Source organism: Geodermatophilus sp. Leaf369, from assembly GCF_001424455.1.
Classification (GTDB): Bacteria; Actinomycetota; Actinomycetes; order Mycobacteriales; family Geodermatophilaceae; genus Klenkia.
Genome location: NZ_LMQA01000001.1, coordinates 63,652 through 79,450, shown reverse-complemented (window position 1 = coordinate 79,450; position 15,799 = coordinate 63,652). Strand labels below are relative to the sequence as shown.

General features: G+C 74.8%; 14 protein-coding genes. 11 read left to right on the top strand and 3 right to left on the bottom strand.

Going from position 1 to position 15,799, the window contains the following annotated elements:
* Positions 1-43: 43 nt before the first annotated feature.
* The 9 genes from ASG36_RS00375 to hisG are packed head-to-tail and all read left to right on the top strand — an operon-like array spanning position 44 to position 9,094.
* A complete protein-coding gene (locus tag ASG36_RS00375) occupies positions 44-1,759 on the top strand; it encodes an alpha/beta-hydrolase family protein (protein ID WP_055757956.1) in 1,716 nt (571 codons plus the stop codon).
* Positions 1,756-3,693, top strand: coding sequence for an acetate--CoA ligase (gene acs / locus ASG36_RS00370; RefSeq protein WP_055757953.1), 1,938 nt, complete (start codon positions 1,756-1,758; stop codon positions 3,691-3,693). Before ASG36_RS00375 ends, acs begins: the two co-directional genes overlap by 4 nt.
* Before the next feature lie 9 nt (positions 3,694-3,702).
* The gene (rpe, locus tag ASG36_RS00365; RefSeq protein WP_055757950.1) at positions 3,703-4,380 is read left to right on the top strand and encodes a ribulose-phosphate 3-epimerase; all 678 of its coding nucleotides are present in this window, start codon (positions 3,703-3,705) and stop codon (positions 4,378-4,380) included.
* Entirely contained in the window at positions 4,377-5,504 is a 1,128-nt protein-coding gene (ribD, locus tag ASG36_RS00360; RefSeq protein WP_235494445.1) for a bifunctional diaminohydroxyphosphoribosylaminopyrimidine deaminase/5-amino-6-(5-phosphoribosylamino)uracil reductase RibD, read from the top strand. The genes rpe and ribD overlap by 4 nt, the downstream gene beginning before the upstream one ends.
* 1 nt (position 5,505) lies before the next feature.
* Positions 5,506-6,114, top strand: coding sequence for a riboflavin synthase (locus tag ASG36_RS00355; protein ID WP_055757947.1), 609 nt, complete (start codon positions 5,506-5,508; stop codon positions 6,112-6,114).
* Positions 6,111-7,415 (top strand): bifunctional 3,4-dihydroxy-2-butanone-4-phosphate synthase/GTP cyclohydrolase II, encoded by a 1,305-nt coding sequence (locus ASG36_RS00350; protein WP_055757944.1) that lies wholly within the window; start codon positions 6,111-6,113, stop codon positions 7,413-7,415. The genes ASG36_RS00355 and ASG36_RS00350 overlap by 4 nt, the downstream gene beginning before the upstream one ends.
* Positions 7,412-7,924 (top strand): 6,7-dimethyl-8-ribityllumazine synthase, encoded by a 513-nt coding sequence (ribH, locus tag ASG36_RS00345; RefSeq protein ID WP_055757941.1) that lies wholly within the window; start codon positions 7,412-7,414, stop codon positions 7,922-7,924. Before ASG36_RS00350 ends, ribH begins: the two co-directional genes overlap by 4 nt.
* Positions 7,921-8,205: a phosphoribosyl-ATP diphosphatase gene (locus tag ASG36_RS00340; RefSeq protein ID WP_055757938.1), complete on the top strand. Its 285-nt coding sequence runs from the start codon at positions 7,921-7,923 to the stop codon at positions 8,203-8,205. Before ribH ends, ASG36_RS00340 begins: the two co-directional genes overlap by 4 nt.
* Before the next feature lie 25 nt (positions 8,206-8,230).
* On the top strand, positions 8,231-9,094 hold the full coding sequence (hisG, locus tag ASG36_RS00335; protein ID WP_055757936.1) for an ATP phosphoribosyltransferase: 864 nt from the start codon (positions 8,231-8,233) through the stop codon (positions 9,092-9,094).
* Between the two features lie 72 nt (positions 9,095-9,166).
* On the opposite strand, the gene ASG36_RS00330 is transcribed toward hisG, so the two are convergent.
* Together ASG36_RS00330 and ASG36_RS00325 are read right to left on the bottom strand one after the other, a co-directional pair.
* Positions 9,167-10,399 (bottom strand): MFS transporter, encoded by a 1,233-nt coding sequence (locus ASG36_RS00330; RefSeq protein WP_235494443.1) that lies wholly within the window; start codon positions 10,397-10,399, stop codon positions 9,167-9,169.
* 141 nt (positions 10,400-10,540) lie between these two features.
* Positions 10,541-11,533 (bottom strand): DUF2877 domain-containing protein, encoded by a 993-nt coding sequence (locus ASG36_RS00325; RefSeq protein WP_055757933.1) that lies wholly within the window; start codon positions 11,531-11,533, stop codon positions 10,541-10,543.
* 268 nt (positions 11,534-11,801) lie between these two features.
* On the opposite strand from ASG36_RS00325, the gene ASG36_RS00320 reads away from it, so the two are divergent.
* Together ASG36_RS00320 and ASG36_RS00315 are read left to right on the top strand one after the other, a co-directional pair.
* Positions 11,802-13,679: a PucR family transcriptional regulator gene (locus ASG36_RS00320; RefSeq protein WP_235494441.1), complete on the top strand. Its 1,878-nt coding sequence runs from the start codon at positions 11,802-11,804 to the stop codon at positions 13,677-13,679.
* Between the two features lie 25 nt (positions 13,680-13,704).
* Positions 13,705-14,916 (top strand): amidohydrolase family protein, encoded by a 1,212-nt coding sequence (locus tag ASG36_RS00315; protein ID WP_235494440.1) that lies wholly within the window; start codon positions 13,705-13,707, stop codon positions 14,914-14,916.
* On the opposite strand, the gene ASG36_RS00310 is transcribed toward ASG36_RS00315, so the two are convergent.
* A complete protein-coding gene (locus ASG36_RS00310; RefSeq protein ID WP_235494438.1) occupies positions 14,913-15,764 on the bottom strand; it encodes a DUF998 domain-containing protein in 852 nt (283 codons plus the stop codon). The two genes, ASG36_RS00315 and ASG36_RS00310, sit on opposite strands and share 4 nt — an antisense overlap.
* Positions 15,765-15,799: the final 35 nt, after the last annotated feature.

The following is a 15,799-nucleotide window of genomic DNA, read 5'->3' as shown; positions in this document are numbered from 1 at the left end:
TGCCACAGGGCGGACCTGCGGGTCCCCCCGGACCATGACCGGAATGGGGAGCACAGCAGCGCCGGAGGACACGCGGCCGCCGCTGCTGGAGCGCCGGGGCTGGCGGTGGCTGCGGGTCGAGCCGATCGCGCTCGTCGTCGCCACGCTGTTCGCGCTGCTGGCGATGACGCCGTCCCTGCTGCCCCGGAGCTGGTACTTCCAGGCCGTGGTCAGCGGGATCAGCGCGGCGATCGGCTACGGGCTCACCTGCCTGGTGCTCTGGGGGCTGCGCCGATGGGGCCGGTGGCAGGGCTGGTCGGCCTGGCTGGTCGAGCACACCCACCGCCGGGTGCGACTGGCCGGCTGGGTGCTGCTGATCGTCGCCGTCCCGGTGTCGCTGCTGGTGGTGCTGACCATCGCCTCGGACTGGCAGCGCGAGGTGCGGCTGCTCATCGGGATGCCGCCGGAGACCTCGGCCGGGTGGCTGCGCGCGGCCCCGGCCATCGTGGTCGTCGCCGTCCTGCTGGTGCTGCTGGCCCGCGGGGTGCGCTGGATCGCCCGGGTGACCACCCGCTTCCTGCGCCGCCGGGTGCGGGTGCCCCAGCGGCCGGCGCAGGTCGTCGGCGTGCTGGTCGCCGCAGCACTGGTGGTCGGGCTGGTCGAGGGCGTGGTGCTGCGCTGGGCGCTCTCGGCGGCCGACGCCAGCTTCAGCGTGGCCAACGACGAGACCCCCGAGGGCCTCAGCGCGCCGCAGCTCGAGGAGCGGTCGGGGTCGCCGGAGTCGCTGGCGCCGTGGGACACCCTGGGCTCCGAGGGGCAGAAGTTCGTGGCCGGTGGCCCGTCGCGCGCCCGGATCGCCGAGGCCGCCGGCATCGCCGAGGACGACGTGACGGTGCCGATCCGGGCCTACGTCGGGCTGGAGTCCGCCGACTCGCCCGAGGAGCGCGCCGACCTCGCCGTCGCCGAGCTGGAGCGCACCGGGGCCTTCGACCGCGAGGTGCTGGCCGTGGTCACCACGACCGGCACCGGCTGGGTGAACAGCGCCTCCCCGCAGGCCCTCGAGCTGGTCCACGGCGGCGACACCGCGACCGTGGCCACGCAGTACTCCTACCTGCCGAGCTGGCTGTCCTTCATCGTCGACCGCTCCCGGGCCGCCGCGGCCGGCCGCACGCTGTTCGACGCGGTGTACGACCGGGTGCAGCAGATCCCCGAGGCCGAGCGCCCGCAGCTGCTGGTCTACGGGGAGAGCCTGGGGTCGGCCGGGTCGGAGGCCGCCTTCGACGGGCTGGCCGACATCCGGGCCCGGGCCGACGGGGTGCTGTGGGTCGGGCCACCCAACAGCAACGAGCTGTGGTCGGCCTTCGTCGAGCGCCGCGACCCCGGCTCCCCGGAGGTCGACCCGGAGTACGCCGGTGGCCTCGCGGTGCGGTTCGGCTCCGACGTGGCCGAGCTCGAGCAGCCCGACGAGCCGTGGCTGGAGCCCCGGGTGGTGTACCTGATGCACGCCAGCGACCCGATCGTCTGGTGGTCGCCGGACCTGCTCTTCTCCCGACCCGACTGGCTGGTCGAACCCCGCGGCGAGGGCGTGTCACCGGCGATGAGCTGGTACCCCGTCGTGACCTTCTGGCAGGTCACGGTGGACATGGCCAACGCCCAGTCACCGCCGGACGGCTACGGCCACAACTACGGGAGCATGATGCTGGACGCCTGGTTGCTGATCTCCGCCCCCGAGGGCTGGACCGACGCCGACACCGACCGCGCCCGCGAGGTCGTCGGATGACCGGCTACCCGCCGCCACCGGAGTTCGCCGCCCGGGCCAACGTGGGCCCCGACGCCCACGCCCACGCCGAGGCCGACGCGTTCGCCTTCTGGGCCGAGCAGGCCGGCCGGCTGCAGTGGGACACCCCCTGGGACACCGTCTTCGACGACGGCGAGATGCCGACCGCGCGCTGGTTCACCGGGGGTCGGCTCAACGTGGCGGTCAACTGCGTCGACCGGCACGTCACCGCCGGCCGGGGGGACGACGTCGCGCTGCACTGGGTGGGGGAGCCCGGCGACGGTCGCACCGTCACCTGGGCCCAGCTGCAGGACGACGTGTGCCGGTTGGCCAACGCGCTGACCGCTCTGGGCATCGAGGCCGGTGACCGGGTGGTGCTGTACCTGCCGGTGCTCGTGGAGACCGTCGTCGCGACGCTGGCCTGCGCCCGGATCGGCGCCGTGGTCAGCCTGGTCTTCGGTGGCTTCTCCGCCGACGCGCTGCGCTTCCGGGTCGCCGACACCGGGGCGAAGCTGCTGATCGCCACCGACGGGCAGTTCCGCCGGGGCTCGGCCGTCGCGGTCAAGGCCACCGCGGACGAGGCCGTCGCGGGGCTGGACCACGTCGAGCACGTGCTCGTCGTCCGCCGCACCGGGGAGACCGACGTCCCCTGGACCCCGGGCCGGGACCTGTGGTGGCACGAGCTGCTGGCCGAGCAGTCCCCGGTGCACGAGCCGGCGTCCTTCGACGCCGAGCACCCGCTGTTCATCGTCTACACCTCGGGCACGACGGGCCGCCCCAAGGGGCTGGTGCACACCAGCGGCGGCTACCTGACCCAGGCCAGCTGGACCCACTGGGCGCTCTTCGACGCCAAGGACGACGACGTCTACTGGTGCCAGGCCGACCTCGCCTGGGTCACCGCGCACACCTACGTGCTCTACGGACCGACGTCGAACGGCACCACCCAGGTGCTCTACGAGGGCAGCCCGCTCACCCCGCACCCCGGCCGGCACTTCGAGGTCATCGCCGGCCTCGGGGTGACCGTCTACTACACGGCGCCGACGCTGGTGCGCACGTTCATGAAGCACGGCCCCGAGCTCCCGGCCGGGTACGACCTGTCCTCGCTGCGGCTGCTCGGCTCGGTGGGCGAGGCGATCAACCCCGAGGCCTGGCGCTGGCTGCACGAGCACGTCGGTGGCGGCCGCTGCCCGATCGTGGACACCTGGTGGCAGTCCGAGACCGGGGCCGCGGTCATCGCCCCGCTGCCCGGGGTGACCGTGCTGGAGCCCGGGTCGGCCACCGTGCCGCTGCCCGGCCTGGCCGCCGCGGTGGTGGACGACGCCGGCCGACCCACCCCGCCCGGGGTCGAGGGGAACCTGGTGATCACCCGGCCGTGGCCGGCGATGGCCCGCACCGTCTGGCGCGACCACGCCCGGTTCGTGGCCTCCTACTGGGCGCCCTACGCCGAGCAGGGCTGGTACCTGGCCGGGGACTCCGCCTCGGTGGACGAGGCCGGCTACGTGTGGATCGGCGGCCGGATCGACGACGTGCTCAACGTGTCCGGGCACCGGCTGTCCTCCATCGAGCTGGAGTCGGCGCTGGTGTCCCACCCACGGGTCGCCGAAGCCGCCGTCGTCGGTGCCCCCGACGACGTCACCGGCCAGCGGATCGTGGCCTTCGTGATCACCCGGGACGACGCCGGCGCCGACGACACCGGGCTCACCGAGGAGCTGCGGGCGCACGTGGCCCGGCGGGTGGGCGCGATCGCCAAGCCGCGCGAGGTCGTCGTCGTCACCGACCTGCCCAAGACCCGGTCGGGGAAGATCATGCGCCGGTTGATGGCGGACATGACCGCCGGCCGCGGGGGCGGGGACACCACCTCGCTGACCGACCCGGGCTCGATGACCACGGTCGAGCGGGCCTGGGACGCCCACGCCGCCCTCCGGGACCGGACCTAGGATCACCCGGTGCCCCGCCGCCCCCTGATCGCGCCCAGCCTGCTGTCCGCGGACTTCGCCCGGCTCGCCGAGGAGACCGCCCGGATCGCCGACGCGGACTGGGTGCACGTCGACGTCATGGACGCCCACTTCGTGCCCAACCTGACCCTGGGAGCCCCCGTCGTGGAGGCGATCCAGCGGGTGAGCCCGGTGCCACTGGACTGCCACCTGATGATCACCGACCCCGAGCGCTGGGCCCCTGCCTACGCCGAGCTGGGTGCCCGCAACGTCACCGTGCACGCCGAGGCCTGTACCGGCGACCCCCGCGCCGTGGCCCGCGACCTGCGCGCCGCCGGCGCCCTGGCCGGGCTGGCGGTCAAGCCGGGCACCCCGCTGGAGCCCTACGTCGAGGTGCTGCGCGACTTCGACACCCTGCTGGTGATGAGCGTCGAGCCCGGCTTCGGCGGCCAGTCCTTCATCGCCGACGTGCTCAGCAAGGTGCGCGAGGCCCGCCGGCTCGTCGACACCGGCCACCTCGAGCTGCTCGTGGAGATCGACGGCGGGATCAACGCCGACACCATCGAGGCCGCTGCCGAGGCCGGTGTCGACGTCTTCGTGGCCGGCTCCGCGGTCTACGGCGCCGACGACCCCGCCGCAGCTATCGCCGCGCTGCGGGCGCAGGCCGCTCGCTCGTTCCCCGCGTCGTGACCGACCCGGTCACCGCCGAGCAGGCCGCCGCCGCGAGCCGGGCCGCCGCCGCCGGCCGGGCCGGCTCGACCACCGCCCGCGAGCTGACCGCCATGGCCCGTGCCCGGGCCCTGGCCTGGGGCGCGCTGGGCACCACCAGCCCCAACCCCGCGGTGGGCGCCGTCGTCCTGGACGCCGGCGGTGCCGTGGTGGGGGAGGGCGCGACCCGGCCCCCGGGCGGCCCGCACGCCGAGGTCGTCGCGCTCGCGCAGGCCGGCGACCGGGCCCGCGGCGGCACCGCCGTGGTCACCCTCGAGCCGTGCGCACACACCGGGCGCACCGGCCCCTGCGTCGACGCGCTGCTGGCCGCCGGCGTCGCCCGCGTCGTGGTCGCCGTCCCGGAGCCGACGTCGCTGGCCGGCGGCGGGGTGCAGCGGCTGCGGGACGCCTGCGTCCAGGTCGTCGTCGGGGTCGAGCAGCAGCAGGCCGAGGACGGCGCCCTCGCCCCGTGGCTGGTCGGCGTCCGGGAGCACCGGCCCCAGGTGGTCTGGAAGACCGCCAGCACGCTGGACGGCCGGGTCGCGGCCGCCGACGGCACCAGCCGCTGGATCACCGGTCCGGTGGCCCGCGCCGCGGTGCACCGGCTGCGGGCGACCTGCGACGCCGTCCTCGTCGGGTCGGGCACCGTGCTCACCGACGACCCCCAGCTCACCGTGCGCGACGACGACGGGCACGACGTGGCGCACCAGCCGCTGCGGGTCGTGCTGGACCGCCGCGGCCGGGTGCCCGCCGACGCCCGGGTGCGCGACGACGCCGCCCGCACCCACCTCAGCGCCGCCACCGACCCGGCCGCACTCCTCGCCGAGCTCTGGGACCTCGACGTCCGGCGGGTGCTGCTGGAGGGCGGCCCCACGCTCGCCGCGGCCTTCCTGCAGGCAGGGCTGGTCGACGAGCTCGTGCTGCACCTGGCGCCGCAGCTGCTGGGCGCCGGGCCCTCCCTGGTCGGCGACCTGGGAATCACCACGATGGCCGCGGCGCTGCAGCTCGAGACCCTGGACGTCACCCCTCTCGGGAGGGACGTGCAGGTACGACTCCGGCCCACCCGGCACACTGGTGGACCGGACCAGACGGAAGAAGGCAGCTGACGTGTTCACCGGTATCGTCGAGGAGGTCGGCACCCTCGTCGTCCGCGACGACCAGGGCGACTCCGCACGACTCCAGGTCCGCGGGGCGAAGACCCTGCAGGGCGTCGCGCTCGGGGACTCCATCGCGGTCAACGGCGTCTGCCTGACCGTCACCGGGGTCACCGACGACGTGTGGTCCACCGACGTGATGGCCGAGACGCTCAAGCGCAGCAGCCTGGGCGCGCTCACCGACGGCGACCCGGTCAACCTCGAGCGTGCGGTCACCGCCGACACCCGGCTGGGCGGCCACATCGTGCAGGGCCACGTCGACGGCGTCGGCACGGTCGCGAGCGTCAGCCCCAGCGAGCACTGGACCGTCGTGCGCATCGCGCTGCCGGCCGACATCAGCCGCTACGTCGTCGAGAAGGGCTCGATCACCCTGGACGGCGTCTCCCTCACGGTGAGCGCGCTGTCCGCGGCCACCGACCCCGAGCCCTGGCTCGAGGTCTCCCTCATCCCCACCACCCTGCGCGAGACGACCCTCGGCACGCGCGCCCCGGGTGACCCGGTCAACCTGGAGGTGGACGTCATCGCCAAGTACGTCGAACGACTGTTGGGAGCCCGGGCATGACCGCTGTCGACACCGGTCGCAGCCACCTCGACTCGATCGAGGACGCGATCGCCGCGATCAAGAGCGGCAAGCCCGTCGTCGTCATCGACGACGAGGACCGGGAGAACGAGGGCGACCTGATCTTCGCCTCCGAGCTCGCCACCCCCGAGCTGGTGGCCTTCATGGTCCGCTACACCTCGGGCTACATCTGTGTCGCGGTCACCGAGGAGGACGCCGACCGGCTGGACCTCCCGCCGATGTTCCGGGTCAACCAGGACCGCCGCGGCACCGCCTACACGGTCACCGTCGACGCCCGCGAGGGCATCAGCACCGGCATCTCGGCCACCGACCGGGCGCACACCATCCGGCTGCTGGCCGGTGCCGAGACCTCCAGCGCCGACCTCTCCCGGCCCGGGCACATCGTGCCGCTGCGGGCCCGCGACGGCGGTGTGCTGCGGCGTCCCGGGCACACCGAGGCCGCCGTCGACCTGGCCGTGCTGGCCGGGCTGCGCCCCTCGGGCACCCTCTGCGAGGTCGTCAGCGAGAAGGACCCGATCGGGATGGCCCGCGGGGAGGAGCTGCGCGTCTTCGCCGACGAGCACGACCTCGTCATGTGCTCCATCGCCGACCTGATCGCCTACCGCAAGCGCTTCGACAAGCTGGTCGAGCGGGTCGCCGAGGCCCAGGTGCCGCTGGCCCCGGGCCTGTTCACCGCGGTCGGCTACTCCAGCTCCTACGACGACCGCGAGCACGTGGCCTTCGTCTACGGCGACATCAGCGACGGCGAGGACGTGCTGGTCCGGGTGCACTCCGAGTGCCTCACCGGCGACGTGTTCGGCTCGCTGCGCTGTGACTGCGGCCCGCAGCTGCAGGCCGCGCTGGCCGCCGTGGCCGAGGAGGGGCGCGGGATCGTGCTCTACATCCGCGGGCACGAGGGCCGCGGCATCGGCCTGCTGCACAAGCTGCAGGCCTACCAGCTGCAGGACGCCGGGGTGGACACCGTCGACGCCAACCTCGACCTGGGGCTGCCCGCCGACGCCCGCGACTACGGCACCGGGGCGCAGATCCTGGTCGACCTGGGCGTGCACTCGATGCGGCTGCTGACCAACAACCCGGCCAAGCGGGCGGGCCTGGAGGGCTACGGCCTCACCATCACCGGACGGGTCGGGCTGCCCAGCCACGTCACCCCGGAGAACATCGGCTACCTGCGCACCAAGCGCGACCGGATGGGCCACCTGCTGGAGATCGTCGAGCCCGAGGACGACGTCCCGGTGCCCGTGGGCACGCACACCCCGATCCGAACGACGGAGCAGCAGCTGTGAGCGGCGCGGGAGCACCGCAGCTGGCCCCGGTGGACGCCGCCGGCCTGCGGCTGGGGATCGTGGCCACCACCTGGCACCTCGAGGTCACCGAGCAGCTGCTGGCCCGCGCGATAGCCTGCGCGCACGCCTCCGGCATCCCCGAGCCCACCGTGGTCCGGGCCCCCGGGGCCGTCGAGCTGCCGGTCGTCGCTCAGGCGCTGGCGGCCGACCACGACGCCGTCGTCGCGCTGGGGGTCGTCGTCCGCGGCGGCACCCCGCACTTCGAGTACGTCTGCGACGCCGTCACCGCCGGCCTGACCCGGGTCTCCCTGGACGCCGGCGTGCCGGTCGGCAACGGCGTGCTCACCGTGAACGACGACGACCAGGCCCGCGACCGCGCCGGGCTGCCCGACTCCGCCGAGGACAAGGGCTGGGAAGCCTGCTCGGCCGCCCTGCAGACCGCACTCACCCTGCGCTCGATCCGCACCCCCCGCCGGGACACCGGCTTCGGCATCGGGTCCTCCTCGTGAGCGCGACCCCGGGCAGCGGGACGACGTTCGACGACCTGTTCGCCGCCCTCGCCGCCAAGGTCGAGGCCGGTGACCCGGACTCGGGCACCGTGCGCGCCGTGCAGAGCGGGGTGCACACGGTGGGCAAGAAGCTCGTCGAGGAGGCCGCCGAGAGCTGGATGGCCGCCGAGCACGAGAGCCCCGAGCGGGCCGCCGAGGAGCTGAGCCAGCTCCTGTACTGGGTGCAGGTCATGATGATCGCCCGGGGACTCACCCTGGACGACGTCTACTCCCACCTCTGATCCACCACCTCTAGGAGCTCCTGCAGTGCTGCGCGTCGCCGTCCCGAACAAGGGCGTCCTGTCCGAACCCGCAGCCGAGATGCTGTCCGAGAGCGGCTACCGCCAGCGCCGGAGCACCAAGGACCTCGCGGTCTACGACCCCGACAGCGACACCGAGTTCTTCTACCTGCGCCCGCGGGACATCGCCGTCTACGTCGCCGCCGGCACCTTGGACGTCGGGATCACCGGCCGGGACATGCTGCTGGAGACCACCCCGGCCGACACCGACTCACCCGCGGTCGAGGTCATGCCGCTGGGCTTCGGCCGCTCCTCCTTCCGGTTCGCCAGCCCGCTGGACGCCGGGATCGAGAGCATCGCGGCGCTCGCGGGCAAGCGGATCGCCACGGCCTACCCGGTGGTGCTCGAGCGGTTCCTGGCCGAGTCGGGCATCGACGCCGCGGTGGTCAAGCTCGACGGTGCGGTGGAGACCGCCTGCCGGCTCGGTGTCGCGGACGCCGTCTGCGACGTCGTCGAGACCGGGACGACGCTGCGCCAGGCCGGCCTGCACGTGATCGGTGACCCGGTGCTCACCAGCGAGGCGATCCTGGTGCGCCGGGCCGGCGCGGAGGAGAACCCGGCCGTGGCGCAGCTGCAGCGCCGGCTCAAGGGCGTCCTGGTCGCCCGGCAGTACGTGATGCTCGACTACGACTGCCCCGACGACCTGCTGGAGCGGGCCACCGCGATCACCCCCGGGCTCGAGGGCCCCACGGTGAGCCGGCTGCAGACCCCGGGTTGGTCCGCCGTCCGGGCGATGGTGCCCCAGGGCGACACCAACCGGTTGATGGACGAGCTCTGGGACCTCGGAGCCCGCGCCATCCTGGTGACCTCGATCCACGCCTGCCGCATCTGACCCCACCACCTGCAACAAGCGCCCTTCTCGTCAGGACTCCTGACGAGAAGGGCGCTTGTCGTTCGTGCGGGGTCAGCTGACGCGGAGCCGGCGGACGCCGACGGCGAGCACGACGGCGATGCCGCCGACGACGGCCACGGCGGCCGGGATGCCCGACAGCGCGCCGGACAGCGCGATCACCAGCAGCGGGCAGACGAACTCACCCAGGAACAGCGCGGCGGTGAAACGGCCGGTGCCCCGGCCCCGCTCGGCGAACGACAGCCGGGAGACCACCCAGGTGAGCAGGCTGGGCAGCATGAGCCCGGTGCCCGCACTGGCGACGACTGCGCCGAGCACCGCGACCGGGACGACGGGCGCCAGGCCCATGACGAGCAGGCCGAGACCGGCCAGGCCGAACGCGACCGGCAGCAGGAAGCCGGGGCCGCGGTGCACGACCCGGGAGAAGGACGCGGCCCCGGCCGCGGTGGCCAGCGAGGCCAGGGCGGCCAGTCCGCCGATCGTGGCCGTGGCGGTGACGCCCAGGGCGTCCAGAACGAAGGAGAGCTCGACGATCGGGGTGTAGAAGACCACGCCACCGACGAGGGTCACGCCCAGCGGCAGCAGCATCGGGCGCCAGGGGAGCGGCGGCAGGGCGGCGTCGGCGGTGGTGCGCACCGGGGCGGTGGGGGTCCACAGCCGCCAGGCGGCCAGCGCGGCGAGCGGCAGGCCGACCAGGTAGAGCCAGAACGGGGTGCGCCAGTCGTTGCTGCCCAGCGCCCCGCCCAGGCCGAAGAACACGGTGGCGGCCAGCGTGGTGACGATGGTCTGCAGGCCGAAGAGCTTGGCCCGGCGGGCACCGGCGGAGTAGTCGGCGATCAGCGTGGTGCAGCAGGTCATGATCGCGGCCTCGGTGATGCCGACTCCGACCCGGGTGGCCAGGATCGCCGGGAGGGAGTCCAGCAGCACCGGCGCGGTGCCGACGACGGCGTAGACGGCGAGCGCGCCGACCAGCAGCCGCTTGCGGCCCACCGCGTCCACCAGCCGCCCGGCGATCGGGGCGAGCAGTGCGATCAGCAGGGCCGGGGCGGTGAGCACCAGGGGCGCCAGCGCGTCGACCCCGGGGGTGTCGGCGAAGGCCCGCTGCAGGGTGGGCAGCACCGGGGACAGCAGCACCGCGCCCAGGATGGGCATGCAGCTGGCCGCCATGAGCAGGGCGATCTCGGTGCGCCCCGCCGGGCGGCCGGTCGCCGGGTGCAGGGCACCGGTGGCGGCCGGTACGGCGATGGCCGCGGCCCCCGGGACGGGGGCGTCGATGGTCTCGGACACGGGCTGGCTCCAGGTGTCGGGTGCCGGTCGTCGGTGACCGGCATCACTGGAGCAGGAGTGTGCAGAGCAGGGGATCGAGGCGGAAATAGATCCGCCGACCCGTGGCATCACCGCCGTGGATGACCACGGCGGTGCCGCACCTCAGCGGACCCGGGTGGTCCGTTCGGCCAGGTCGATCGCGGTGCACAGGCCCAGCGCCATGGCACGGCCACTGGTCGACCCGGTGGTCAGCAGCGTGGCGATCGCAGGCTCCAGCGCGCCGTGCCCGACCAGCCCGCGGACCACGGCGGCGAACTCCCCGCTGACCCGGCCGGCGGCGGCGTGCTTGAGCAGCGCCCGGGACAGCTCGGTGGTGCGGCCGGCGGCGAGTGCGTGCACGCCGGCCCCGAAGCGCTCGGCGGCGGGGTGGCCCAGCAGGACCAGACCGGCGACGGTGCCGGCGAGGACGTCGTCCCCCGCGGGGGTCAGGCCCGGGCCGAGACCCACGAGCCGGGTCGCGGTGCGCAGCGCGGCGTCCAGGTCGGCCCGGCGGACGGCACCGCGCAGTGCGGCCAGCGGCCCGCTGGGCCCCCCGGGCAGGCCGGGGAGCGTGAAGGAGCTGTGCGGGCCGTCGCCGTAGAGGGTGGTGCGCAGCGTGCGGACGCCCTCGGGGAGCAGGGACGGAGTGGCACCGGGCAGCTTCGGGCGGGGGTCCCACCAGGCGGCCGCGGACACGGTCAGGTCGCCGACGGTGAGCCGGCCGGCGCCCACGGTCGCCGGCGCCCCGGACGGGACCGACACCAGGGGACGGCCGTTGGAGGGCCGGGAGAGCACCAGGCCCAGCGGCAGCCGGGCGGCGTCGGAGGTCAGCACGCCCACGACGTCGGTGCCCTGCGGGGTGGTCACCGACAGGTAGACCGCGGCCGGGACGCTGAGCAGCACCCGGGCCTGGCGGACCGGACCGCGCAGCAGCTCGGCGACGCCGGTGCTGGCGGCGGCCGGGACGGTGGGTCCGGGACCGCGGGCCGGCCGGCCCGTGCGGGCGGTGGCCTGGGCCGAGTCGTGCGGGAGCGCGAAGGTGGGCACCCCCACCCGCGCTGCCCGGCCGGGCCGCGTCGGGGGTGACTGGGCGGCGACGGTGTCGGCGGTGCGCATGCAGGACCCTCCGTGGGTGACCGGCGGCCGGGGGCACGGCCTACCATCCGGGCACGGTGACGCCGCCCGGGTCTCGAACCTATGCGGCGCGTCGAGCGCCTCTGTATGGCGGAAGTCGCCAAGAATGGTTCGGGTAGACCGGGCAGCTCTGACAGGATCACCCCTGATCGGGGCAGGTGTGGCGACATGGGGGAGACGACCAGTGACAGAACGTGAGTCCTGGGTGACGCCATCATCGATGGGTCATCGGACGGCTCCGCTGAGTGAGGTGCGGGAGCGGCTGGAGCCGGTGCTCTCCCGGGTCGCACCCGGTGAGCGGACCGCCCTGGAGGACAGCATGGGGCTGTCGGTCACCCAGCTCCTCGCGCTCACCGACGGCACCCTCGTCGCCGGGTCCTCCGGGGCCGGCCGGGTGGTCCGCCAGGTCGTCGTCGACGACCCCGCCGACCCGCTGGCCGGCGCCGGACCGGACGTGCTGGTCGTCCTCGGTGCCCGGCTGCCCCCGGCCGACCCGGCCCAGTGCCGGGCGCTGATCGAGCGGCTCCAGGCCCTCGGCACCGCCGCGCTGGCCTACCGGGACGCCGACGGACCCCCGGCGGTGCCCGCCGAGGTGCGTGCCGAGGCCGACCGGCGCGGGTTCCCCGTGGTCGCGCTGCCCCGGGCGTCCCGGCTGGACCTCGTCGTCGCCGAGGTCTTCGGCGCGATCGTGAGCAAGCAGGCCCAGGCGCTGGACCTGGCCAACCGGATGCACAACCAGTTCATCGACGTCGCGCTCACCGGTGGGGGGCTGACCGAGGTCACCACCCAGGCCGCGTCCTTCCTGGACGGTGCCGCGGTGCTCGGACTGGGGCCGGACCGCGAGATCGTCACCAGCGCCGGCCCCGCCGAGGACGTCGTCGAGGTCCGGGACTGGCTGTGGCTGCTCGACGCGGCCGCCGACGACGCGTTCGCCGACCTCGCGCCGTCCCGGCGGTTGTCGGAGAACCGGGCCGACCAGGCCATCGTCACCCCGGCCGACGTGCTCGCCGACGCCGACCTCTCCCCGGCCGACGGCATCCTGCTCGTCCCGGGCCACCACGAGCTGCCCGGCGGGGTGGGTGAGTACGCGGTGGCCCCGATCATGGCCGGGGACCAGCGGCACGGCTGGCTGGTCGCGGTCAACCGGCGCGGACCGATGCTGGTCGGGGCCGGGGCGGTGCTGGAGCGCGGCGCGGTCATCGCGGCGCTGTCGGAGATCCGGCACCAGGCCGTGCACTCGGTCGAGCTGCGCTTCCAGGGCGACCTGGTGCGCCGCCTGGTCAGCGGCACCGTCGGGCACACCGAGCGGACCCTTGCCTACACCCGGTCCTTCGGCTGGCGGCTGGACGGCCCGGTCGTCGTCCTGGTCACCGCCACCGAGACCGTCGCCGACGCCTCCGCCGACCCCACCCGAGCCCTAGACGTGCTGGACCGGCTGGCCGACGGCTGGCGGTCGGCGATCGACGGCGAGGTCGCCGGGGCCGCCGTCGCGGGTCTGGCCACCGAGATCGTGACCGTGCTGCCGTTGGACGGCCGTACCGCCGACGAGCTCACCGCCCTGGTCTCGGCCGTGACCGGCCGGGTCAACGCCCGGCTGCGCCGGGTCGGCCGGGTGCTGGCCACCGGGATCGGCCGCCCCGCCGCCTCCCTGTCGGGTCTGGGCGACGCCCACCAGCAGGCCCAGCGGGCCCTGCAGGTCGGCCAGGAGATCCACGGCGAGGCCACCGCGACGCACTTCGACCAGCTCGGGGTGTTCCGGCTGCTGTCGCTGATCCCGGACAGCAACGAGCTGCGGTCCTACGTCGACGAGGTGCTCGGCCCGCTGGCCGACGCCTCCGACGCCGACTCCGCCGACCTGCGGGACACGCTGCGGGTGCTGCTGGAGACCAACCTCAACGTCGCGGAGTCCGCCCGTCGGCTGCACTTCCACTACAACACCATGCGGTACCGGATCGGGAAGCTGGAACGGATGCTCGGCCCGTTCACCTCCGACCCGACGCTGCGGCTGAACCTGCTGCTGGCGTTGCACGCGGCCCGGATGCGCGGGCTGGACCAGTCGCACCGGCCGCCGGTGGAGGTCGGCCCGCTCGTGCTCGACGACGGCCTGGAGGCCCTGACGCAGTTCTGAAACACGGGTGGGGTGGGATGCCCCCGTGCTGAACCCGGACCTCGTCGTGACCGCCGCCCGCCTCCGCGACGGGCGGGTGGTCGACGTCCACACCGCCGGGGGGCGGGTGACCGCCCTGGCCCCGGCCGGGGAGCTGCCGCCCCCGACCGGCGTCCCGGTGGTGGACGCCGCCGGCGGACTGGTGACCGAGCCGTTCGTGGACGGTCACCTGCACCTGGACAAGGTGCGCACGCTGCCCTGGATCGGGGACGCCGCCCTGCAGGCCTACACCGCCGGCGGGATGGCGGAGTCCGCGGCCAGCATCGACCTGGCCAGCGCGGTCAAGGACCGGTACTCCGTCGAGGCGCTGCTGCCCGGGGTCCGCGAGGCCCTGGAGCTCGGGGTCACCCACGGGGTCCTGCACGTCCAGGCCTTCGCCGACGTCGACACCGCCGCCGGTCTGGCCGGGGTGCAGGCCGTGCTCACCGCCCGCGAGGAGTTCCGCGACCGGGTCGACGTCTCGGTGGTGGCCTTCCCGCAGGACGGGCTGCTGCGCGACCCCGGCGCCGCCGAGCTGGTCGAGCAGGCCATGGCACTGGGGGCCGACGTGGTCGGCGGCATCCCCTGGATCGAGGACGGCGAGGACGACCAGGCCGCGCACGTCGAGTGGGCGTGCGCGCTGGCCGCCCGGCTGGGCACCCGGGTGGCGATGCTCACCGACGACGCCCCCGACCCCTCCTACGCGACCACGACGATGCTGGTTCACGCGATGGACCGGCACGGCCTGCGCGGGCGGGGGGTGGCCTGCCACGCCCGGGCGATCGGGCACTACGACACCGCCCGGCAGGACGCGTTCCTGGCGCTGGCCCGCGAGGTCGGGCTGGGCCTGGTGAGCGACCCGCACACCGGGTCGGTGGCCCTGCCGGTGGAGCGGGCGCTGGCCGCCGGGGTGGCCGTGGGTCTCGGCCAGGACGACATCGAGGACGCCTACTACCCGTTCGGCCGGCACAACCTGCTGGAGGTGGCGTTCCTGGCCGCGCACCTGCTGGACATGCGCTCGGCCCCGCAGCTGGAGACCCTCGTCGACCTGGTGACGACGTCGGCGGCCCGGGTGCTGGGCCTGACCGACCACGGGCTGCGGGTGGGCGGCCCGGCCGACCTGCTGGTGCACGACGCCGAGCGGACCGTGGACCTGCTGGCCCGGCACGCCGCGCCGCGGGTGGTCGTCCGCGGCGGACGGGTGCTCCTCGGGGGCTAGCGCTGGCGGGGGGTGCGCCAGGCGCGGTCCTCGTCGAAGTCGTCGTCCTCGTCGGTGTCCTCGGCCGTGGCGGCCACCCGGTCCTGCTCCTTCTTGCGGGCGAGGGCCTCCAGCGCCTCGTCCCGCTCGCGGGCCCGGTCGAAGGCCTCGGCCCGCTCCAGCTCGCGGCGCTGCCGGCGGGTGAGCGTGCCGTCGTCCCCGTCGGGGGTGGCGACCCGCCAGTCGTCCTGCTGGCGCCACAGGAGCACGGCCGTGACCGCCAGTGCCACCGGCAGCACGTAGGCGGCCAGCCGCTCGGTGCCGCCCTCGCCGAGCAGCTGGTGCACCCCGGTGCCGAAGAAGACCGTGCCGATGACGCCGACCAGGCCGAGCAGGGCGACGGCCGTGCCGACGGGCTCCGAACGCGGCCGGATGCCGTAGGCCAGCGCGATGAGCCCCAGGCCACCCACCAGCAGGTACAGGATCGCGCCGACGGTGTGCAGCGTGCCGCCGGTGTCGGAGGGGAACAGCCCGACCAGCAGCGTGCCGACCCCGGCCGCCGAGAGCAGCACGGTGGCCAGCCGGCCGCCCAGCCCGATGAGGGCCGGGAGCAGCAGCACGGCGCCGAGGACGATGAGCACGGCCTGGGCGATGAAGGAGGCGTTCATCAGCGCAGCGCCGGGGGAGGTCTCGGTGCCCAGGTCGCTGATCACCTGGTCGACCCGGCTGTACCCGGGGAAGCGGCTGACCGCGACGGTCTCCAGCACGAAGAACTGCAGCGTGAGCAGCCAGGCCAGGCAGCCGACCAGGTAGCGGGTGCGGCTCACCGAGGTCGTGGGGGCGGGGGTCGGTGCCGGGCTGTCGCTCACGAGGAGCCATGGTCCCAGGGCGCGGCACACTGTGC

What these genes read in the sequence shown, in the direction of transcription:
- ASG36_RS00375 (WP_055757956.1), top strand. Translation starts at nt 44, where the DNA reads ATGGGGAGCACAGCAGCGCCGGAGGACACGCGGCCGCCGCTGCTGGAG.
- acs (WP_055757953.1), top strand. Translation starts at nt 1,756, where the DNA reads ATGACCGGCTACCCGCCGCCACCGGAGTTCGCCGCCCGGGCCAACGTG.
- ASG36_RS00350 (WP_055757944.1), top strand. Translation starts at nt 6,111, where the DNA reads ATGACCGCTGTCGACACCGGTCGCAGCCACCTCGACTCGATCGAGGAC.
- ASG36_RS00325 (WP_055757933.1), bottom strand. Translation starts at nt 11,533, where the DNA reads ATGCGCACCGCCGACACCGTCGCCGCCCAGTCACCCCCGACGCGGCCC.